Annotated in this window: 17 protein-coding genes; 12 read left to right on the forward strand and 5 right to left on the reverse strand. The window is 39.3% G+C overall.

What is annotated here, in order from left to right; genetic code table 11:
* Nucleotides 1–1,056: 1,056 nt before the first annotated feature.
* The 3 genes from P176_RS0116610 to P176_RS0116620 form a co-directional block, all read right to left on the reverse strand.
* Entirely contained in the window at nt 1,057–1,290 is a 234-nt protein-coding gene (locus tag P176_RS0116610; RefSeq protein ID WP_156033145.1) for a hypothetical protein, read from the reverse strand.
* An 87-nt stretch (nt 1,291–1,377) separates the two neighbouring features.
* On the reverse strand, nt 1,378–1,611 hold the full coding sequence (locus P176_RS0116615; RefSeq protein WP_156033147.1) for a hypothetical protein: 234 nt from the start codon (nt 1,609–1,611) through the stop codon (nt 1,378–1,380).
* A gap of 22 nt (nt 1,612–1,633) precedes the next feature.
* Nucleotides 1,634–1,933: a hypothetical protein gene (locus P176_RS0116620; RefSeq protein ID WP_156033149.1), complete on the reverse strand. Its 300-nt coding sequence runs from the start codon at nt 1,931–1,933 to the stop codon at nt 1,634–1,636.
* A 550-nt stretch (nt 1,934–2,483) separates the two neighbouring features.
* On the opposite strand from P176_RS0116620, the gene P176_RS20135 reads away from it, so the two are divergent.
* The 8 genes from P176_RS20135 to P176_RS0116660 all read left to right on the forward strand — a co-directional run bounded on the left by P176_RS20135 (nt 2,484) and on the right by P176_RS0116660 (nt 14,586).
* Nucleotides 2,484–3,284, forward strand: coding sequence for a hypothetical protein (locus P176_RS20135; RefSeq protein ID WP_156033151.1), 801 nt, complete (start codon nt 2,484–2,486; stop codon nt 3,282–3,284).
* A 285-nt stretch (nt 3,285–3,569) separates the two neighbouring features.
* Complete coding sequence (locus P176_RS0116630; RefSeq protein WP_026755760.1) at nt 3,570–5,918, forward strand: class I SAM-dependent DNA methyltransferase; 2,349 nt, start codon at nt 3,570–3,572, stop codon at nt 5,916–5,918.
* Complete coding sequence (locus P176_RS0116635; RefSeq protein WP_026755761.1) at nt 5,918–7,264, forward strand: restriction endonuclease subunit S; 1,347 nt, start codon at nt 5,918–5,920, stop codon at nt 7,262–7,264. Before P176_RS0116630 ends, P176_RS0116635 begins: the two co-directional genes overlap by 1 nt.
* Nucleotides 7,265–7,307: 43 nt before the next feature.
* A complete protein-coding gene (locus P176_RS0116640; RefSeq protein WP_037349009.1) occupies nt 7,308–8,462 on the forward strand; it encodes a DUF262 domain-containing protein in 1,155 nt (384 codons plus the stop codon).
* A gap of 66 nt (nt 8,463–8,528) precedes the next feature.
* A complete protein-coding gene (locus P176_RS19715; RefSeq protein WP_231481283.1) occupies nt 8,529–9,614 on the forward strand; it encodes a DUF3696 domain-containing protein in 1,086 nt (361 codons plus the stop codon).
* Nucleotides 9,615–9,617: 3 nt separating this feature from the next.
* Nucleotides 9,618–10,460, forward strand: coding sequence for a hypothetical protein (locus tag P176_RS0116650; RefSeq protein ID WP_026755763.1), 843 nt, complete (start codon nt 9,618–9,620; stop codon nt 10,458–10,460).
* Complete coding sequence (locus tag P176_RS0116655) at nt 10,461–13,517, forward strand: type I restriction endonuclease subunit R (RefSeq protein ID WP_026755764.1); 3,057 nt, start codon at nt 10,461–10,463, stop codon at nt 13,515–13,517.
* A 427-nt stretch (nt 13,518–13,944) separates the two neighbouring features.
* Nucleotides 13,945–14,586, forward strand: coding sequence for a peroxiredoxin (locus P176_RS0116660; RefSeq protein WP_026755765.1), 642 nt, complete (start codon nt 13,945–13,947; stop codon nt 14,584–14,586).
* Between the two features lie 995 nt (nt 14,587–15,581).
* Here P176_RS0116660 and P176_RS0116680 read toward each other — a convergent pair.
* Complete coding sequence (locus tag P176_RS0116680; RefSeq protein WP_037349011.1) at nt 15,582–16,490, reverse strand: Brp/Blh family beta-carotene 15,15'-dioxygenase; 909 nt, start codon at nt 16,488–16,490, stop codon at nt 15,582–15,584.
* A gap of 110 nt (nt 16,491–16,600) precedes the next feature.
* Between P176_RS0116680 and P176_RS0116685 the strand changes: the two genes are divergently transcribed.
* The 4 genes from P176_RS0116685 to P176_RS0116700 all read left to right on the forward strand — a co-directional run bounded on the left by P176_RS0116685 (nt 16,601) and on the right by P176_RS0116700 (nt 21,090).
* Nucleotides 16,601–17,335 carry a bacteriorhodopsin-like gene (locus P176_RS0116685; RefSeq protein ID WP_026755767.1) on the forward strand — a complete coding sequence of 245 codons (735 nt, stop codon included), beginning with the start codon at nt 16,601–16,603 and terminating at the stop codon, nt 17,333–17,335.
* Nucleotides 17,336–17,460: 125 nt separating this feature from the next.
* Nucleotides 17,461–18,693, forward strand: coding sequence for a class I SAM-dependent rRNA methyltransferase (locus tag P176_RS0116690; protein ID WP_026755768.1), 1,233 nt, complete (start codon nt 17,461–17,463; stop codon nt 18,691–18,693).
* Between the two features lie 84 nt (nt 18,694–18,777).
* The gene (locus P176_RS0116695; RefSeq protein ID WP_026755769.1) at nt 18,778–19,725 is read left to right on the forward strand and encodes a nitronate monooxygenase family protein; all 948 of its coding nucleotides are present in this window, start codon (nt 18,778–18,780) and stop codon (nt 19,723–19,725) included.
* An 87-nt stretch (nt 19,726–19,812) separates the two neighbouring features.
* Nucleotides 19,813–21,090, forward strand: coding sequence for a hypothetical protein (locus tag P176_RS0116700; RefSeq protein WP_026755770.1), 1,278 nt, complete (start codon nt 19,813–19,815; stop codon nt 21,088–21,090).
* On the opposite strand, the gene P176_RS0116705 is transcribed toward P176_RS0116700, so the two are convergent.
* Nucleotides 21,084–22,862, reverse strand: a complete 1,779-nt coding sequence (locus tag P176_RS0116705) for a gliding motility-associated C-terminal domain-containing protein (protein ID WP_037349012.1) — start codon at nt 22,860–22,862, stop codon at nt 21,084–21,086. The two genes, P176_RS0116700 and P176_RS0116705, sit on opposite strands and share 7 nt — an antisense overlap.
* Nucleotides 22,863–22,874 lie beyond the last annotated feature (12 nt).

A 22,874-nucleotide genomic window follows, 5' to 3' on the forward strand; every position in this document is an offset into this window, starting at 1 on the left:
TTGCACATCTTAAGGCTAAGGGCACACTCCATGCGTAAGATGGTATAACCCCTTGCAGTATGAGAGATGTCATGGGATTGCATCATTAGACCATTGCCTAAAGCAGCGATCCGAGCGGTTTAGGGGTTCGAATTTTTGATTTGTTTTGAAGTGTACTAAAAACTACTGTAAGAAAAACCGATAGGTGGACTGAGGATGACCTGAGGATGATCTGGGAATGAGCTTTGGGTGATTTGTTAGATGTGTTGTTCTTTTTTGAGCCCAAAAAAGAACGAAAAAGGCTTTTACGCTCGAAGGTATTTTCAATGGCTTTTCTGAGCCATTGAAACCAGAGCTCACTTCCTAAATTGCTTCCAAGGCTTCGGCGATTCTTTACGGGAGTGATCTCTATATGCTGATGTCCGCGTTTTCCGACGTTGTCGGAATGGTGTTGCGATGGTGGTTGTTGTTTGGTGTTTATTTTGGTGTGTCGGTTGTGTTTTTGATTAATGAGGCTTGATAGGTTCAACTGCCGTTGGTCATTGCGGGTGAGGTAGGAGCGTGGCAATATGCTTTTTCATATGTCTTGTTGCGTTGTTCTTTTTTGAGCCCAAAAAAGAACCAAAAAAGGCTTTTACGCTCGAAGGTATTTTCAATGGCTTTACTGCGCCATTGAAACCAAGCCCCATTTCCTAAATCGCTTCCAAGGCTTCAGCGATTTTTAACGGAAATGGGTCTTTATACTGACGAGCGCTTTTCCGACTTTGTCGGAATGGTGTTGCGATGGAGGTGTTTCTTTGGTGTTGGTTTTGGTGTGTCGGTTTTGTTTTGGATAGTAATGCTTGAAATATCAAACTGCCGTTGGTCATTGCGAGTGAGGTACTAGCATGGCAACCTGCTTCTTCAAATGTTTTATTTTTTGTTTTTTATTGTGTTGTTCTTTTTTGAGCCCAAAAAAGAACCAAAAAAGGCTTTTGCGTCCGAAGGCATTTTTAATGGCGTTTTCGCACCATTAAAACCAGAGCTCACTTCCTAAATTGCTTCCAAGGCTTCAGCAATTTTTTACGGAAGTGAGCTCTATATACTGACGTCCGCGTTTTCCGAGTGCGTCGGAATGATGTTGCGATGGAGGTTGTTGTTTGGTGTTTGTTTTTGACTGTGTGTTATGTCTTCGCTTAAATTTTGTGGAATTGCCGTGCTCGTACCTTGCTCGCAATGACCTATAGATACTATTCCTTTTTCTTTTTTTATTGTACTGTTCTTTTTTGAGCCCAAAAAAGAACCAAAAAAGGCTTTTGCGTCCGAAGGCATTTTTAATGGCGTTTTCGCGCCATTAAAACCAGAGCTCACTTCCTAAATTGCTTCCAAGGCTTCAGCAATTTTTTACGGAAGTGATCTCTATATGCTGACGTCCGCATTTTCCGACTGCGTCGGAATGATGTTGCGATGGCGGTTGTTGTTTGGTGTTTGTTTTTGACTGTGTGGTGTGTCTTCGCTTAAATTGTGTGGAATTGCCGTGCTCGTACCTTGCTCGCAATGACCTATAGATACTATTCCTTTTTCTTTTTTTATTGTACTGTTCTTTTTTGAGCCCAAAAAAGAACCAAAAAAGGCTTTTGCGACCGAAGGCATTTTTAATGGCGTTTTTGCGCCATTAAAACCAAAGCTCACTCCCTAAATCGCCTCCAAGGCTTCGGCGATTCTTTACGGAAGTGATCTCTATATGCTGACGTCCGCGTTTTCCGACTGCGTCGGAATGATGTTGCGATGGAGGTTGTTGTTTGGTGTTTGTTTTTGACTGTGTGGTATGTCTTCGCTTAAATTTTGTGGGATTGCTGCGCTCGTTTCTCGCTCTTAATGATCTGTACTTGATATTCCTTTTCTTTCTTTTGATTGTGTTGTTCTTTTTTGTGCCCAAAAAAGAACCAAAAAAGGCTTTTACGCTCGAAGGCATTTTTAATGGCGTTTTTGCGCCATTAAAACCAGAGCACACTCCCTAAATCGCTTCCAAGGCTTCAGCGATTCTTAACGGAAATGGCTCTTTATACTGACGAGCGCTTTTCCGACTGCGTCGGAATGGTGTTGCGATGATGGTTTGTGTTTGGTATTGGTTGTGGTTTGTCTGTTGTGTTTTTGATTAATGAGGCTTGATTGCTTATTTTGGGTTATAGTTTACATAAAACCAGTGGTTTGCATTTTTATGAGATTTGTATTTGGGATTCGGGTTGGTACGCTAATTGTTTAAAAAAGGATCTGATTTTTATGTCTTTTATGAGAAATTATACATAATTGAATGGTTTTTATGTAAATACTTAAAAATAAATAATTTACGAATTAAAAAATATTTTATATGTTTGACTTACAGCTGTTTGTAAAATTCGATTTTATGAACCTTTAATTGGTCCATTTTGCCCTCGATCTCGTGCGTCTATACGGCGCAGAAGTAAACCAGATTGTGTTCGCCATTGGATGCCATGGGCGGCACAATCATAAACTTCTTTATTATGGCAAAGAATAATTCCTTTATCAGAATTGAAGGGACTCTTGATGGGTTGACCTTCTACAGAAAAAACGGTGAGTCTTTAATAAAGACCAAAAACCGTTTGAGCCGTAACAGGATTATGAATGATCCTGCGTACAAGCGTACTCGTGAAAACATGCGCGAATTTGGTGGTTCTGCCGTTTGTGGCAAATCTTTTAGAGAATCTTTTGCCGGTATTGTGCGCTTGGTTGCCGATACCTTTATCAGTAGCCGGGTTACTGGCTTGATGCGTACTGTAGTTGCGAGTGGGGCAGGACTGCGTGGTGAACGTGCCATAAGTCTTGTGGACCATTTGGACACGTTTGTTGGCTTTAACTTTAATATTAAAAAGCCATTTGACAGTCATTTTAATGCGCCTGCGCCTGCACCTGTTCTTAATGCCAACCGTGATACGTTGACCTGGAACGTGCCCGACTTTAATAGCGATACTTATGTATTAAGGCCAGAGGGCGCTACCCATTTTAAACTGGCATTAGCTGCTGGGTTTGTAAGCAATTACGAGTGGGATCCTGCTACCAAAACCTATGTTCCTGTTGAGGCCAGCCCTAATGGGATTGGAGGGGTTATTTATAGTGCCCCAATTGCGCTTGGCGGGATGGTTGGTGCTGCTACAGATTTGGAGGTAGATCTTTCTGCCCAAGGTCCAGTACCGGCAACCACGGCTGTTTTTGGTGGTACTGCCATTGTGTTTTACCAAATGGTGAACGGTGAGCTCTATGAGCTTGCGCAAGGGCATTGTATGAAAATTGCCGTTGGTGGTTGATGGTTAATTGCTTTAGGCTTTTAGCTGTAGGCCTTTAGCTTTGTATTTTGATGAATCCCGTAATGGTTTTACTGTTACGGGATTTTTGTTGACATGCTTTTAATATGTATGAAGCGGTCTATTTTTACGGTTATCGTTTTTTATTAGGTTTTAGGTATGGTTTTTCTATCTTTAAACTCCCTTTCGAATAAATAGCGCTTTTAAAATTCCAACTGACTTAATTTTTAGAATAGATTACATCCTAAATGCGCTTAATCCATCCATCAAAAAACATTCTTTTTTATAATGAACAAATCATCACACAATAAATTAGTATCCTTCATTTGGTCTATAGCAGACGACTGTCTTCGAGACGTTTACGTACGAGGAAAATACCGTGATGTTATTTTGCCAATGATCGTATTACGTCGTTTAGACGCGTTGTTAGAACCAACAAAAGACGCAGTTTTAGAAGAACTGGCCTTTCAACGTGACGAAGCCAAGTTCACAGAATGGGATGAATCTGGACTTCGTGATGCTTCGGGTTATGTGTTTTATAATGTAAGCACGTGGACACTTCAAAAATTAAAAGATACCGCAACCAACAGCCAACAAATTTTACAGGCTAATTTTGAAGATTATCTAAACGGTTTCAGTCCTAATGTGAAGGAAATTATTGAGAAATTTAAATTACGTAGTCAGGTACGTCACATGGCAACCAAAGATGTGTTGTTAGATGTGTTGGAAAAATTTACATCGTCATACATTAATTTAACACCTTTTGAGAAAGAAGATCCAGAAGGTAGAAAATTACCAGCGCTTTCTAATTTAGGAATGGGTTATGTGTTTGAAGAACTCATTAGAAAATTCAACGAAGAAAATAACGAAGAAGCTGGAGAGCACTTCACACCGCGTGAAGTGATTGATTTAATGACCCACATTATCTTCGATCCCATAAAAGACAATTTACCACCAGTAATGACTATTTATGATCCTGCTTGTGGTTCTGGAGGGATGCTTACCGAAAGCCAGAACTTTATAAAAGACGAAGAAGGTGCTATTAAAGCGATGGGTGATGTCTATTTATACGGAAAAGAAATAAACGACGAAACCTACGCCATTTGTAAAAGTGATATGATGATTAAAGGTAATAACCCTGAAAACATAAGAGTTGGTTCTACATTGTCTACAGACGAGTTTGCAGGCAAGTCGTTCGATTTTATGCTATCCAATCCACCGTACGGAAAATCATGGTCTAGTGAGCAAAAATATATCAAGGATGGCAAAGATGTGATTGATCCTCGTTTTCAAATCAGTCTAAAAAATTATTGGAATGTCGAAGAAGAAGCAGATGCCATTCCAAGATCTTCAGACGGGCAATTACTGTTTTTAATGGAAATGGTAGATAAAATGAAAGCCTTATCCCAAAGTCCCACAGGAACACGCATTGCTTCGGTACATAACGGAAGTAGCCTATTTACAGGAGATGCAGGAGGTGGCGAAAGCAACATCCGCAGACACATTATAGAAAACGATTGGCTAGAAGCGATTGTGCAATTACCAAACAACCTGTTTTATAATACTGGGATTACCACGTATATCTGGATTTTAAGTAACCATAAAGCGGCTAACCGTAAAGGCAAAGTACAATTGATTGATGCAGGACAATTGTATAGAAAACTGCGTAAAAACTTAGGAAACAAAAATTGCGAGTTCTCAACAAAGCACATTAGCATAATTGTAAATACCTATACCAACATGAGCGTTGCAGAACGTGAAGGCGAGCAAGGTATTTCTGCTCAGGTTTTTGACAATGAAGATTTTGGATATTTCAAAACCACTATAGAAAGACCAAAACGCTTAAAAGCACAATTTACGGCACAACGAATAGAAACCTTACGTTACGACAGAGTATTGCAAGAACCGATGCAATATGCGTTTGAAACGTTTGGGGGAAGTATATACAGCAAAACCAAAGAACACGGAAAAGAATTGCTAGAATGGTGCGAAAAAAACGAGTTAAATTTATCATCTGCTAATAAAACAAAACTGACCAAGCCAGCAACATGGCAAAAGCATTTTAACTTAGTAAAAACAGGCACGTTGTTGTTAAAAGCCATTGGTGAAGACGAATATACCGATTTTAACGAGTTTAAAAAACTAGTTGATACTGAAATTAAAAAGCAAAAACTAAATATTTCTGCAAGCGATAAAAAAGCCATTTTAAACGCCGTAAGTTGGTACGATGCTGAGGCTGAAAAAGTCATTAAAAAAGTAGAAAAACTATCTGGTGATAAATTAAACAAACTCTTAACGCATTTAGATTGCGAAGAAAAAGATTTAGCAGACTTTGGGTATTATGCGACTTCTAAAAAAGGAGAGTACACAACCTACGAAACCGAAAGTGATCTACGCGACACCGAAAACGTACCATTGAAAGACAACATACACAGCTACTTTAAACGCGAAGTACAAACACACGTACCAGAAGCGTGGATAAACCTAGACGCTACTAAAATTGGGTATGAGATTAGTTTTAACAAATACTTTTACAAGCATACACCATTGCGTAACATAGAAGACGTAATTAAAGATATTAGAGACTTAGAAAAACTAAGCGATGGTTTAATTTCTGAAATTTTAAACTTGGTGTAATGGTAGAAGTAGAAAATAAAGTACAACGTTACGAGAAGTATAAAGATTCTGGAGTAGAATGGTTGGGTGAAATTCCTTTGAATTGGGGTTTACAAAAACTTAAATCTTTTTTAACTGTTCATGGAAGAATTGGTTTTAGAGGATACACAGTTAATGATTTAGTTAGTAAAGGTGAAGGAGCAGTAACAATAAGTCCTTCCAATATGGGAGAATCTAATATGATTTGGGATAAAGTTAGTTATTTGTCTTGGCAGAAATATTACGAATCACCCGAAATAATTGTTGAAGAAGGAGATTTGTTGATTGTGAAAACTGCATCAATTGGAAAAATTGCTTATGTAAGAGAGTTAAATGAGAAAGCAACAATAAACCCTCAAATTCTGATTTTGAAAAACGTCAAGATTGATAAAGACTTTTTTTACTATCAATTGGTCTCTAGAGTTTTTCAGCATCAATTAGAAACCGAAAAAATAGGAAGTACGATTTACACAATATCTGAAAATAAAATTTTGAATTTTAGAGCTATAATTCCACCACTTCCAGAACAAACAAAAATAGCCCAATTTTTAGACGATAGAACCACCAAAATAGACAAGGCTATTGCCATCAAAGAGCATCAAATAAGCTTGCTTAAAGAACGTAAACAAATTCTCATACACAAAGCAGTCACGCGTGGTTTAGATGAAAGTGTTAACTTTAAAGACTCTGGCGTGGAGTGGATTGGTGAGATTCCTGAGCATTGGAAGGTGAAGCGAATAAAGCATTTATTAAATAAGTCATTTAGTGGAGGAACACCCTCTACAGATAAATTAGATTATTGGGACGGAGGTATTTCCTGGGTTTCATCTGTTGATGTTAAGAAAGATTATCTTTTTAAAACTGCTAGAGAAATATCTCAAAAAGGACTAACACATTCTTCTTCAAAAGTAGCACCAAAAGGAGCTCTTATTTTTGTTACAAGGTCAGGAATTCTTCAGCATACATTTCCTCTTTCAATACTAAAAAAAGATATGGCAATTAATCAAGATATTAAATGTTTAATTTTCAATGATGTAATTTTATCAGAATATTTTCAAAAAATTATTAAAGGAAATAATGACAGGATATTAGTAGAAGTTAGGCAACAAGCAGCAACAGTCGAAAGTATTGATATGGAAGCTTTTTTTAACTTACAGATTCCTGTCTGTAGTCAAAATGAACAAAAAGAAATTTCAGGATATATAGAAAATAGTTGTAAAAAAATAGAAACTGCTATTGGCTTAAAACAGCAGGAAATAGAAAAGTTGAAAGAGTTTAAGAGTAGTTTAATAAATGGGGTGGTGACTGGTAAGGTTAGGGTGTGTTAAAAGAACACGTTAATATTGTAGATTTGTAAAAAGGATATTAGATATGTCAGATAATATGATACACACAGACCCAGAACTAGATGAAGAGGTTGTAGAGGTAGAAGAAATTGATGCATCTTTGGGATTGATGGAGAAACCCTTTGATCCAACTAAGATTAACATCGAGACTAAAACACCATCTCTTGACACGCTCATTAAACGTATACAGCACAAGAGCATTGAGATGAATACTGAAAATTACTTTCAGCGTCAAGACGATTTGTGGGATATTGAAAAACAAAGTAGGTTGATTGAATCGATACTGATTAGGTTTCCGCTGCCAGCATTTTTCTTTGATGCATCGGACGACAACAAATGGTTGGTGGTTGACGGGTTACAGCGATTGAGCAGTATCCGTAATTTCTGCGTGGTTAAGGATCCAAAGAAGCAATTGAAATTAACTAACCTTGAGTTCCTGACCCATTTAAACGGAAAAACCTATGACGATTTGAGCCATGATCTGCAGCGTATCATTGAGGAATCGCAGGTGGTAATTTATAAAATTATGCCTGGGACGCCTACCGATGTGAAGTTCAATATCTTTAAGCGTATCAATACTGGTGGATTGGTGCTGGAGCCTCAAGAAATTAGACATGCCCTTTTTCAGGGACGACCAGCCACGTTTATCGCTGAATTAGGTAAGAATCAAGAGTTTCTTAACGCCACCAATTGGAAAATTAAAACCCACCGTATGCTGGATAGGGATTTTGCCAATCGGTTTTTAGGTTTTTACCTGTATGACTATAAAAGTTATACGCCAGATTTAGATACGTTTATGAGTAAGGCGATGGCGAGTATAAATGATTTAACTGAAAATGAACTTCAAACTATAAAAAATGATTTTAGTAAGTCAATGAAACTTGCACATACCATTTTTAAGAACGAAGCATTTAGAAAAATTTATACCGATAAACCACGTTTGCCACCTATCAATAAAGCTTTGTTTGATGCGATAGCAACTCAGTTTGCTTTGTTATCGGATGAAGAACGCGCATTGTTAAAAGCAAAAGGAAGAGTATTCAAAAAAGAATTAAAGCAGAAACTGGCTCATGACCCTGAATTTTTTACTTCGTTATCAAGTTCAACAGGAGATAGGAATAGAGTTATAAAGCGGCATAGCACAATTGAAGAATTGATACAACACGTAATTCATAATTAAAATGATAGAGCAGCTAGATTTAAAAACTTTAAATCCATAAAAGACAAATGTTTCAAATTAAAGAATTTGAACCTTGAGTTGGGACTCAATGGAATGGGTAAATCATCATTTATTCAAGCTTTACTTGCACTTCGCCAGTCTGATCAATTGCAATATGGTACCTTAAGGCTCAATGGAAAATACGTTAAAATCGGAACAACCAAGGATGCTCTTTATCAATATTCAAAAAAAGATGATGGTCTTTCTATAGGTATTAAGTTTAAAAATGCCAACTTCCATACGATGAATTTCAACTATAAAATTGATGCAGATGTTTTTCAAAATAAGGACATAAAAGATGGTTATAGCGATGGAGGTTTAGAAGGTATAAAGACACAATCATTATTCAACAATAATTTTCAATACCTGAACGCCAATAGAGACGCTCCGAAATCCATATATTCTAAAAGTTATACAAATGTAGTAACAGATAATAATCTGGGTATTAATGGGGAATTTACAGCGCATTATATCGAAACTCACGGTAATGACGACATAATATTTTCGAATTTATTGCATAAAGATTCTACCACAAAAGACTTGACCACAGGCAAGGATATCATCAACAACACACTCATCAATCAAGTCAATTTATGGATGGGAGAAATCTCTCCAGGAATCAATATCAGAACAACTTCTATTTCTTCGGAATATGTGCTTTTAGAATATGTTTACAAACAACCCAATTACGGCAACACCAATCGTTACAAACCAGAAAATGTGGGTTTTGGTATTACTTATGGCTTACCAGTGGTTACCGCCTTATTAACAGCAAGACCCAATCAATTAATCATCATTGAAAACCCTGAATCTCATATACATCCGCGTGGACAAGCGGAGTTGGGAAGACTTATTGCAAAAACAGCTATGAACGATGTACAAATAATTATTGAAACCCATAGTGACCATGTGCTCAATGGAATCAGGGTTGCAGTCAAAGAAGCTGATATTTCAAAAGATAAAATTGCGATATTCTATTATGACAAGGTTGTTGATGCGAGTGAACAATATACAAAGGTGACCGACATTCAGATAGACAAACATGGTACTTTAAGTGAATATCCAGATAATTTGCTGGATGAATGGAGTAATCAGCTATCTAAATTACTATAATTCATGGAGATGCTGTTTAATGAGTTAAGTGTCGAACCGCTTTCTGGAGATATTTATGAGGCCAATAAGAAAATGGAACTTTTTGCACGAACCGTTGGTGAAGCGCGAAAAAGAAATTTTAGAAATATTCGGTCATATCATGATACAAATAACATAAAATTAGCCGATGACTATTCGCTCTACGATTGGTTACACAAAAAGGAAGTTCCAGAATTATATAGAAATTTTATTTATGGTATGATAATCCGTCCTTTCATCAATGAGGAGGATGAAGAAGTGGAAGAACATTATATAACTTCTAATTATTATTTTGAATCCATTGACCCTTCTGTTCCAAAAACAGAAACGGTCGGTCTAGCTGCAGCTTATCTTTACGAAACATTAAGTATCAGTCTGTCTTCTATGTTTTTATGGGATGAAGTAACACTTCCAATTATTATTGAAAGTGATGAAGATGGAGGTTTAGTTCAAAATGTCTTTAACGTCTCCAGAAGAGAGTCGTTTGAACAACCTGTAATATCCGAGTTTGTTGAAAAATTAGGAGTTGTCGAAATTATAGAAACAGATATAGAACCCGGTGAGAAAAAAATCCATTTTTCTGACCATCATGGTAAAGACGAGTTACGGGCATTTGCAGATAAACTGAAATTAAGCCCTTATGTTGTTGAAATGCGAGGTACAAATTGGGGCGGTAAAAAATTCATTAGAAAAATCTATAAAGATGGTACCCTAGAAATAGTCTTAACCAATTCATCAAGAAGTTATGCATTATGGGTTCAAACTACAGGAAGAAACATGAGAGAAACAAATGCAATCGCAGAAATTCTCACAACAAAATATTCTTAAATGTATAGCCAAACCAACGAACAAGCCTTAGAGGCAGCGATAGAAAAAACATTAACTGGTACGTGTTTGGAAGAACTCAAAAACCAAGGCCTTTCAGTTAATGCTGTTAACGAAGACGCTGAGGTATACAGAACAGGTAAAGGCTATTATATTGGACAACCTTCAAACTTCAATGCGCATTTTGCAATTGATGAACAGTTTTTTTGGAATTTTTTAGAAAGTACGCAAAAAGAAGCGCTAGAAAAGCTTAAAAAACAAAGGGACTGGAAATTAAAAATCCTAAATCGCTTAGATCGCATGATCAAAAAATATGGGGTGTTGCATCTGCTCAAAAAAGGATTGGAGGTAGATGATGCGCATTTTGTATTATTTTATGAATCACCATTAGCGAGCAGCAGCAAGCAAGTTAAAGAGCATTTTGAGCAAAACCGTTTTAGTGAGACGCGGCAATTGCGGTATAGCTTAGACAACCCAAGAGAAGAAATAGACTTGGTATTGTTTATTAATGGGTTACCCATAGTCACTATGGAACTTAAAAACCATTGGACTGGACAAAATGCAAGGGTTCATGGACAACATCAATACAAAACCCAACGCGATACCAAACAACCTTTATTACAATTTGCACGTTGCGTAGTGCACTTTGCGGTAGACACAGACGAAGCGTTTATGACCACCAAGTTAGATGGAAAAAACACCTTTTTCTTGCCATTTAACAAAGGAAACAAACACGGGAAAGGCAATCCAGAAATACCTAAAGGTGAAATGGGTCATCGCACCAATTATTTATGGCATGAGGTATTTACCAGAGAAAGTCTGGCAAATATCATTCAGCATTTTGTGCGTTTAGATGGCAAAAAGAAAGACCCGCTACAATCCAAAACCTTATTTTTTCCGCGTTACCATCAAATGGATGTGGTACGCAAAATTATTGAAGACGCCGGTAAAAAAGGCGTAGGACAAACGTACTTGATTCAACATTCTGCAGGTTCAGGAAAATCTAATTCTATTACTTGGGCTGCTTATCAACTTATAGAAACGTATCCAGATAACGATACGGTGCCTGGTAGTAAAGGGATAGAACAGCCTTTGTTCGATTCGGTCATTGTGGTGACTGATAGACGATTGTTAGACAAACAAATACGTGATAACATTGCCGATTTTTCCGAGGTAAAAAACATCATAGCACCAGCATATTCCTCTAAAGAATTAAGGGATAGCTTAGAACAAGGTAAAAAGATAATTATTACTACCATACAGAAGTTTCCGTTTATTATCGACGGGATTGCAGATCTAAGTGAAAAGCGTTTCGCAGTTATTATTGACGAAGCCCACAGTAGTCAAAGTGGTTCTGCTCATGATAATATGAATAGAGCTATGGGACAGCAAATTTATGAGGAAGAGGAAACTGATGCACAGGATAAAATAGTTCAGGCCATGCAATCACGTAAAATGCGTGGTAACGCTAGTTATTTGGCATTTACAGCCACACCAAAACCAATTACATTAGAAAAGTTTGGAGTAAAAGATAATGAAGGTAAATTCAAACCGTTTCATTTATACTCCATGAAACAAGCGATTGAAGAGGGTTTCATTTTAGATGTGTTGGCTAACTACACTACATTAAAGAGTTATTACGAAATAGAGAAATCTATAGAGGAAAATCCATTATTTGATTCAACAAAGGCCCAGAAAAAATTACGGTCTTATGTAGAGCAACATCAGCAAACTATCAACACAAAAGCAGAGATTATACTCGACCATTTTATTCCAAAAATAGTAAATCAAAAGAAGCTCAAAGGAAAAGGAAAAGCAATGGTTATAACCCAAAGTATTGAATCTGCTATTCGCTATTATCAATCCTTGCTACGTATTTTAAAAGATAAAGGCAATCCCTTTAAAATTGCCATTGCATTTTCGGGAACAAAAAAAGTAGATGGGATTGAGTATACTGAAGCCGAGATGAATGGTTTTGCCGAAAAGGACACGCGGCATAAGTTTGATGAAGACGATTATAGAATTTTAGTGGTCGCTAATAAATACTTAACAGGCTTTGACCAGCCGAAATTGTGTGCAATGTATGTAGATAAAAAATTGCAGGGCGTATTGGCAGTGCAAGCATTATCGCGATTAAACAGAGCAGCAACAAAATTAGGTAAGAAGACCGAAGATGTTTTTGTGTTGGATTTTTTCAACTCAACAGACGACATAAAGAGTTCATTTGATCCATTTTACACAGCAACTTCTTTAAGTGAAGCAACAGATGTAAACGTATTGCATGAGTTAAAAACCATACTAGATTATGTTGGCGTTTATGAATGGAGTGAAGTAGAACATTTTAACGAACTATTTTTCAACAAGGTGAATGCGCAAGTATTGAGCCCCATCATAGAAAGAGCAGCAGAGCGTTTTATAAATGAACTAGAATTAGAAGACGATGATAAAGCAGACTTTAAAATTAAAGCCAAACAGTTTGTCAAAATTTATGGCCAAATGGCTTCCATAATGCCTTACGAAATTGTGAATTGGGAAAAACTTTTTTGGTTTTTAAAATTCTTAATACCAAAATTAACCGTAAAACCAGATGCTATTGATGGTTTGGATGAACTACTGGAGTCGGTAGACTTATCGACGTATGGTCTAGAACGTGTAAAATTGAATCAAAGTATTGGTTTAGATGATACAGAGAGTGAAGTAACCCCTCAAAACCCGAATCCAAGAGGAGCCCATGGATCCGAAGAAGAACAAGATCCTTTAGATTTAATTATCAATAGTTTTAATGAACGTTGGTTTCAGGGTTGGGAAGCTACTCCAGAGGATCAAAGAGTGAAATTTATTAATCTTACAAAATCTATTCAAGCACATCCTGATTTTCAATCTAAGGTTGCCGAGAACTCAGATCAACAAAACAAGGATTTAGCCTTTAAAAAAATATTGGATGAGGTCATGTCAAAGCAGCGTAAACAAGAATTGGACCTTTATCGTTTATACGCTAAAGACGATACTTTTAAGCAAGCTTTTCTAGATACCATGAAACGGATGGCGAGCGCCTCGTAGTTGCTATATTTTTGAATTAGGACAGACAAAGTTTCCCTCTTCCTTTAAAACATCATAGGTTTTAGCTTATCTCACAATTTGATTCAGCTGATGACTATATACCCATGGCTATGACCCTTTTCAAATCACTAACGATTTTTATAGCTTCAACAGGCTTATGAAAGCGATTCATCAATAGAATTTCATCGGGTCTAGTGCTAGAGGAGTATTGTTCCCTAAATCTAATGTTTTTCAAAAAAAAATCATAAAACCAATACTAAAGACTGTTAACAGCACCACCCAAGCGCCGATAATTGAGTATCTTGTAAGCACAACAAAACAAAAGCAATCCACTTGATAGAAATGGCGATACCATTGTGATCAGCACCTATGGGTAACCTGCCAGCAAGTGCCATTGCACACTCTATAATTTAAAACAAACGAAGCTATGAGTACATTAAGATTAGGCGACGAAGCGCCAAACTTTACAGCACAAACCACAGAAGGTGAGATCAATTTTCACGATTGGTTAGGAGAGGGATGGGGCATACTCTTTTCGCACCCAGCAGACTATACACCCGTGTGCACCACCGAACTGGGTACTGTGGCCAGATACAAACCCGAATTCGACAAAAGAAACGTCAAGGTCATCGCCCTCAGTGTCGATGGTCTAGAATCTCATAAAGGCTGGATAAAAGACATTAACGAAACCCAACATACCACGGTGAATTTCCCCATCATTGCCGATGAAGATAAAAAGGTGTCTAAGTTGTATGACATGATTCATCCCAATGCAGACAGCCAACATACGGTAAGATCGGTATTTGTGATTGGTCCAGATAAAAAGATCAAGCTCACCATTACTTATCCTGCATCTACTGGGAGAAACTTTGATGAGCTCTTAAGAATCATAGATTCCTTACAATTAACGGCCTACCATAAAGTGGCAACCCCTGCCAATTGGAAATCTGGTGAAGATTGTGTGATTGTGCCTTCAGTGGCCGATGCCGATATTCCTAAGTTGTTTCCGAAAGGACATACGGAGGTGAAACCGTATTTGAGAGTAACGCCTCAGCCAAATATGGACTAAGAGTCTTTTTTTAGAACACTTATAAATCATCCCGCAACTTGAAATCGTTGCGGGATTTTTTTGTGGTAAAGTGTTGTTTGTTATTGCGATTGAGGGGTGAGTGGGGGCAATCTTAATTTGTATGTTCTTTTTTGTGCCCAAAAAAGAACCAAAAAAGGCTTTTACGCTCGAAGGTATTTTCAATGGCTTTTCTGCGCCATTGAAACCAAAAACCATTTCCTAAATCGCTTCCAAGGCTTCAGCGATTTTTAACGGAAATGATTTTTTATACTGACGAGCGCTTTTCCGACGTTGTCGGAATGCTGTTGCGACGATGGTTCTTGTTTGATGTAGGTTGTGGTTTGTCTGCTGTGTTTTTGCTTAGTGATGTTTTATGGGCTAAACTGTTAGTCATTGCGAGTGAGGGGTAAGTGGGGGGCAATCTTAATTTGTATGTTCTTTTTTATGCCAAAAAAAGAACCAAAAAAGGCTTTTGCTCTCGAAGGTATTTTCAATGGCTTTACTGCGCCATTGAAACCAAGCCCCATTTCCTAAATCGCTTCCAAGGCTTCAGCGATTTTTGAAGGAAATGATTTTTTATACTGACGAGCGCTTTTCCGACGTTGTCGGAATGCTGTTGCGATGATGGTTCGTGTTTGGTATTGGTTGTGGTTTGTCTGCTGTGTTTTTGCTTAGTGATGCTTTAAGGGCTAAACTGTTAGTCATTGCGAGTGAGGGGTGAGTGGGGCAATCTTAATTTGTATGTTCTTTTTTGAGCCCAAAAAAGAACCAAAAAAGGCTTTTACGCTCGAAGGTATTTTCAATGGCTTTACTGCGCCATTGAAACCAAGACCCATTTCCTAAATCGCTTCCAAGGTTTCAGCGATTCTTAACGGAAATGGTTCTTTATACTGACGAGCGCTTTTCCGACGTTGTCGGAATTGTGTTGCGATGATGGTTCGTGTTTGGTATTGGTTGTGGTTTGTCTGTTGTGTTTTGCTTAGTGATTCTTTAGATCACTGCTCCTTAACAGAACCGTCCTTTCGCTGAAACATCGTATGAATCAATAACGAATGTGGCAAAGTTACCGCAGCTAAAAAGGAAAAGAATAAGGCGTTGAATATGGTAAGGTCCTTGAAGAGATAGTACAGCCCGAGCAAGCCTACAATAGAAATCAGCCAATAGGGCAGCGCTTTCTTAACGTAGGCCAGCACCGTGGCTTTATAAAACCCCTGGTACATAAAGGTCACTTGGTCATATAAGGAGGGCAGGCTATGCCAAAAGATAAAATAAATGGCAAAGCCCCAGATGAGGGACGAGACCTTAAAGATCACAGCAAACACCAAAAGATACACCAGTTCTAGGATGGCGCCGTCCCTAAAGTCTGGGTCGGTGATTAAGAGGTAAGCACTCAGTGCTATAAAAACACCGCTTACGGCGTAAAACAGCATGCTCAGCGCCGAAGCGGGTAGTGGTTGTTGAATAATTTCTTCTACAATACCCATCACTTCAGTACTGTTTAAAAGCAAAAGCAGACTTATGATAAAGAGGCCGTAGCCTACATAAAAGAAGTTCTTGATGGTTGCGCCTGTGTCAATGACCTTGTGCGTCCAGTGCTGTTCTCCAAAATGATAGGCACTACACAACACAAAAAGACCCAGCGCCACCATAGGGAGCCAGTGGAAGAGCATTAAGATAAGCAGTACTATAGAGACATAAATGCCGAGAATGAGCAAGTAGGGCAGTTTTGACTGAAATTTAGAGACCTTATCAAACAACACAATATCATTAGCGCCATGCAGTAATCCGAAGGAGAGAATGAGAAAAAATCCCAATAATAGTTCGAGCTCTGCCGTGAGGTAAGCCGATAGCCATAAACAGACGAAACTCGCTATTATTGATATATTTCTAAATTTTATGCTCATGATTTAGTGTTGTTGTAAAAATAACTCATTTTCAGTATTGAATTATCAATAGTTTTGTTTAACTTTATAAAAAAATAACTAAACAAAATTACCAATTAAATTCAACTATTATGAAAAACATGTTACTATTTGCGGATGTATCCAGTAAATTGGATCCAACAGATTACGTCGGGTTTACTTTTTTCGTAGGAAGTATGGCCATGATGGCTGCTTCGGCATTCTTTTTTCTTTCTTTAAGTCAATTTGACCGTAAGTGGCGTACCTCCATTTTAGTGTCTGGTTTGATTACTTTTATTGCAGCAGTACACTATTTTTACATGCGGGATTACTGGTTTGCCAACGCCGAGTCACCTACCTTTTTTAGATATGTAGACTGGTTGCTGACTGTGCCATTAATGTGTGTAGAGTTCTACTTAATCTTGAAAATCGCTGGCGCGAAACAATCGTTAATGTGGAAATTGATCTTTGCATCGGTTATTATGCTGGTAACAGGCTACTTTGGTGAAGCCGTGTTTATGGATGCTGCAGCTCTTTGGGGCGGTATCTCTGGTGCAGCGTATTTCTACATCGTTTATGAAATCTGGTTTGGAAGTGCTAAGAAATTGGCTGAAGCCGCTGGTGATGACGTTTTACGTTCTCACAAACTACTTTGCTGGTTTGTATTGGTAGGATGGGCCATTTACCCATTAGGCTACATGTTGGGTACCGAAGGATGGTACACAGCGTTAATAGGTTCTGGTAGTGTAGATGTGGTGTATAACATTGCAGATGCCATTAATAAAATTGGTTTTGGTTTAGTGATCTATGCCTTGGCCATTAAAAAACAAGAGGCAAACCCTTCATAATGTTTTAATCTCTTGTTGATTGAAAAAGCGTGATCCATGTCCAACGGTCACGCTTTTTGTTTTTATGTTTGCAGTGCCTATAGAAACAGCGACGTCTGTTTGATAAGAAATCGGCACCTTTGCACATGACTTTTACACTTCCCACAAGCATTTCAGCCCCAGCAAAACCTAAGCGTTTGGCTGTTAAGCTCACCTATAAAGGCGAAAACTACGTACAACAGGGACATCCTTGGGTGTTTTCAGACAGTATTGTTAAGATTAATGCAGATGCTAAAACTGGTGATCTGGCCATTATTTTTGCAAAGCGTAAAAATGCCATGATCGGGATTGGGCTTTATGATGCCGATTCGCCCATACGCATCAAGATGATCTACAGTTCCTCAGACCCTGTAAGCATTGACGCAGATTTCTTTCTTCGGAAAGTGCAACAGGCCTATCAAAAACGGCTTCCGTTATTGCAAACCGATACCAACAGTTACCGATTACTCTTTGGTGAGAATGATGATTTTCCATCTCTTATTGCCGATGTGTATGACAAGGTCTTGGTGGTAAAACTCTATTCTGAAATATGGCTCCCTTATTTAAACACGATTTTAGAACGCTTGGTTGAAGTCTCTCAAGTAGAGACCGTCGTTATGCGTTTGAGTCGTGGGCTACAACAGTCCCAATCTCATGGGCTTGAAGATGGGGCCGTGATCTATGGCAGTTTAAAGCATGAGGTAGTGCCTTTTGTGGAACATGGGGTGCAGTTTTCGGCCAACGTGATCAAGGGCCATAAAACGGGATACTTTTTAGACCATAGAGAGAATAGGAGGCAGGTAGGACTGCTCAGCAAAGGCAAGACCGTACTCGATGTGTTTTCTTATGCGGGCGGATTCTCGGTACATGCTCTTGCCAATGGCGCTACCGAAGTGACCAGTGTAGACATAAGCCATCATGCCTTAGAGATTGCCAAATATAACGGCACTTTAAATGCGCATACCGGTGCACATCACACTTTGGCTGGTGATGCTTTTAAACTCATGGCGCAGCTCATTTCCGAAGAACAAACCTTTGACGTGGTGGTGATTGATCCACCTAGTTTTGCCAAACAACAAAGTGAAGTGGTGCTTGCCAAAAAGAAATACGCACAATTGGCAGACCTTGGTGCCCAACTCACCGCTAAAAAAGGATTATTGGTACTGGCTTCTTGTTCCTCTAGAGTCCCGGCACAGGCTTTTTATGATATCAATGACCAGGTGCTTACCGCCACAGGCCGTGTGTATGATGTGCTGCAAAAAACGCAGCATGATGTTGATCACCCTATCGGTTTTGCAGAAGGGGCTTATTTAAAGTGCGGGTATTACCAATTTTTATAAGGGACGTTTGGGGTTGAGATGTTACGATTTCCTTATGCGTGCATAATAAAAAATGGTATCTTTACTTTTACTAAATGAACAAGCATGAGCACTAAATTAACCCAACTTCTTGGCATAACCCATCCTATTATCATGGCACCGATGTTTTTGGTGTCTAATGTGGCCATGGTCACCGAGGCGATGCATAGCGGTATTGCAGGTTGCATCCCCGCCCTTAATTATAGAACTTTGGAAGAATTAAGAGCAGCGGCACAACAGCTCAAGGCTAATAAAGTGCCCGGAGGCTCTTATGGGTTTAACTTGATTGTCAATAAATCGAATATCAAATATGATGACCAACTCACCGTGCTTTGTGAAGAAGGTTGCGATTTTATCATCACTTCTTTAGGAAGCCCTGAGGAAACCATTAAGCGTGCCCACGCGGCAGGCATTAAGGTGTTTTGTGATGTCACCGACCTTCGCTTTGCGAAAAAAGTGGACGATCTAGGCGCCGATGCGGCCATTGCCGTCAATAACGAAGCGGGTGGTCACCGTGGGAATATATCCCCCGAAGATTTGATTAAAGAATTGAACGCTCATTTGTCTATCCCTGTCATTTCTGCAGGAGGTGTGGGGTGTAAAGCCGATGTGGATGAAATGTTAGGCTATGGTGCCGAAGGCGTTTCCGTGGGGAGTCCGTTTATTGCTTCCGAAGAAGCCGAAGTCACCGATGAGTACAAGCAGGCCTGTGTAGATTATGGTGCCGATGACATTGTGATGACCGAACGTATTTCTGGAACCCCTTGTTCTGTCATCAATACACCATACGTTCAGAAAATTGGGACCAAGGCGACATGGATAGAAGGGATTCTTAATAAGAACAAGACCTTAAAGAAATGGGTGAAGATGATTCGGTTCTCCATAGGCATGAAAGCTACAGAAAAGGCGGCCACCCAAGCGACCTATAAAACGGTTTGGGTAGCAGGACCAAGTATTTCTCATACAAAGGGCGTTCTGCCCGTTCGAAAGATTGTTCAGCATTTGACGGTTTAAGCGTTATATGGTTAAAGAAAATTGTGATTAGGCTTTACCGCCTATGCAATTTGTAATACCTTTAATTGAACTTTAATCGTATTGTCCTTGAAACGAATTCTAAAACTCCTTCTTGCATTTGTATTATTGTTTATTGGCCTGGTGTATTGGTCGGTCTCTGGCGTCGATGAGACCTTTGGGCAGTGCCAGCTCTATGAACCTAAGACAGCAGAGGGTGTTGATTTTAAAACTTACGATTCCGTGTTGGTGGCTGCCAGTACGATTTATGATGCCAGTTTGGTAAAGCGCTTTATGCAAGGCAATAATTACCGAGATGCATGGGCAACGCCAACCGTAGTGCCGGTGTTGTATTTAGATACGCTTTATGGCGGTGTCACCATTGTAAAAGAGGGAGGAGGGCACCAAACCCATTCCCTAAAGCTAGAAGATTCCATTGGTACCGAGTATACGTTGCGGAGCATCAATAAAGATCCCACACCATTAATTCCAGAGATTGCACGTACCCTTAAACTAGAGAACGTTATTGTAGATGGAATTTCTGCGCAACATCCTTACGGAGCCATTTTAACGGCAGCCTTGGCCGATGCTGTAGATGTTTTACATACCCGACCTAAAGTGGTGTTCTTACCTAAACAACCTGGCTTAACTACGTATAACGATGCTTTTGGCGATCGGTTGTTTTTGTTGGAGTATGAGCCTAAGGGACCTAATAATTGGACCGATCTGGACAATGTCTTTGATATTGCAGACACCGATAATCTTCAAGAGCATAAACAAGAACTAGGAGCTGCGTTGACGGTTGATAAGCGTGCGGTAATCCGTGCCCGACTCTTTGACTTCTTGATAGGCGATTGGGACCGACATGCCAAACAATGGGGTTGGGTGGTACAAGATCTAGGTGACCGAAAAATCGCTAGACCCATTGCAGCAGATCGTGATAACGCCTTTTTTAGTAATGATGGGGTGTTGCCCAAAATACTGAGTAGCCGTTACCTCGTGCCTCGACTGCGGCCTTATGATGAGGATATTGATTTTATGGAAGGCTTGGTCTATCCCTTTGACCGCTACTTTTTAATTGATACCGATATGGCGCTTTTTACTTCGGAAGCGAAAGCACTACAACAGTTATTGACGGATGAGGTGATTGCCAATGCATTTAAAGTGTGGCCAGATCAAATTACCAAGTTAGATGCCGAAGCGATTACTAAAAAGCTCAAGCAACGTCGTGAGGATTTGGTAGATTATGCCAAAGCATATAAAGAAGAAATAGACCGTCAAGGGCTGGTGCATGAACCTCTAAAAGGTTCTGAAGACAAGGGCTTTCCTGAAGCATTGACCCGTTGTTTTGAATGTGGCGATCAATAATTGACGTACACCCAACCAAACTGCGCTTTGTAGTTAGGATCGTTTAGCTGAAGCAAATAAAAATAGGTGCCTACGGGTACTAAATTTCCGTGGTTATCGAGTCCGCGATTAACCAGACCTTCCCAACGTTTACTATTATCACCTTCAAAGATGAGGGTGCCGTAGCGGTTATAGATTTTAAGTTCATGCGCTTCAAACACATCATAAAGCCCTTGGATGTTGAACCAATCGTTGGTGCCATCACTATTAGGCGAAAACCCCTGAGGTACAATGGGCGGACAATTTTCTACAGACAATTCAAACGCATAACTGTCATAACAGGGTTCATTAGCGACTCTTGCATACACCGTTTGCGGATTGCTCTGCGATAGGTAATTGCTAGGATCTATAATATCAAAGGATGCGCTTTCTAGGTCGGCAAGGCTTTCGTAGAACAAGACGTCTGTACTTACGGTAATTTGCGCGTCTAACAGTGCTATTAAATCAAAGGTTCCAGAACCTAGGCCTTCATTACAAGCTGTTCCGCCCTCTAGGGTTTGTAATGATGGCGCCACAAGAAGTTGAAGTACTTGGGCATCGGTATTGTTAGTTTCATTATTTTCAACCACAACCCCTGCACCAGTACCATCATCATCTACCACAGCAGTTAAGGTAATACTATCTCCAACATCTATTGGTAGAAGAATCGACACCGAGCCATTTTCCGAAGCATTAATAGCAATACTATTTTGAGTGAACGCTTGTGCCACTAAATCGCCATTGATGTAAAAAGCGATGGGCGTATTGGCAGGAAGCGGGTCTGTACTGTTGGAATTATACACCGTATAATCTACATTAATGCTATCGTCTCCACAATTGACAAAAGTATCCGCCATAGTGATGGTGGCATCTGGCAATTGGCTGTTTAAAACGGTAATGATGTTATTGATCATTACAAAATCCTGACCAGACGTCAAGCTGATGGTCGCTGAGGTATCGCCAATATCGATGTTATTTTGAATGCTATAGACGTCGATATCCATATTGTACAAATCATTAGCCCCTGTAAAGCTATTGGTGCCATTAAAGGCGTTGTTTATAGGGTTGAGCGGTGGATTGCTTATGGCGTTTCCGTTAATAGACAGTTGTTCATTAACCGCAAGAGAAGAATCCCCTTCCCAAGCGATAAAGCCTATTTTGGCATCTTGATTGTCTAAAACGTTTAAATTATCTAAGGTGATGGTCAAGTTGGTTGGGACACTCTGTAGGCCATCATAAACGTTTAATTGATTGAGCGGTAAGGCATCATTTTCGTAAATGATCGTGATGGCCCATCCTGCAAAGTTGGTGCCTGATGGGCAGTAGGGACTTATGATGGAGGTTAGGTCAAATTCTGAAAGGGTATAATTGGTGCTCCCTTCGTCTTGAATAATAGGGGTAACATCGGCAAAGGCAGCAAAAAAGATGCGGTCGTCATCCAATGCATCACTAAAGGTGCGCTCTGCGGAAATGGGTACACCATTTAATAGCACGTCAAAATCCCCTGGACCAGAACCTGCCCAATAGAGGTAAGCGGCCACAATGTTTTCACCTGGATTTAAATTAAGATCTGCGGAAGATGAGGTAAAAATGACACAATTGGTTGAAGGCCCATTTTCGAGGGTGTTCAACGTATTTCCAATAGCCGTATAATCATAGCGTCCGTTAAACTGTTGGTACAGTTCAATGTCTTGACCATGAACGTAGGTGGTTATTATTAAGAGTAAAAGAAAGGACAGTTTGGTCATCCTCATGATTGGGTGCTT

This window comes from Sediminibacter sp. Hel_I_10, assembly GCF_000688335.1.
GTDB lineage: Bacteria > Bacteroidota > Bacteroidia > Flavobacteriales > Flavobacteriaceae > Psychroserpens.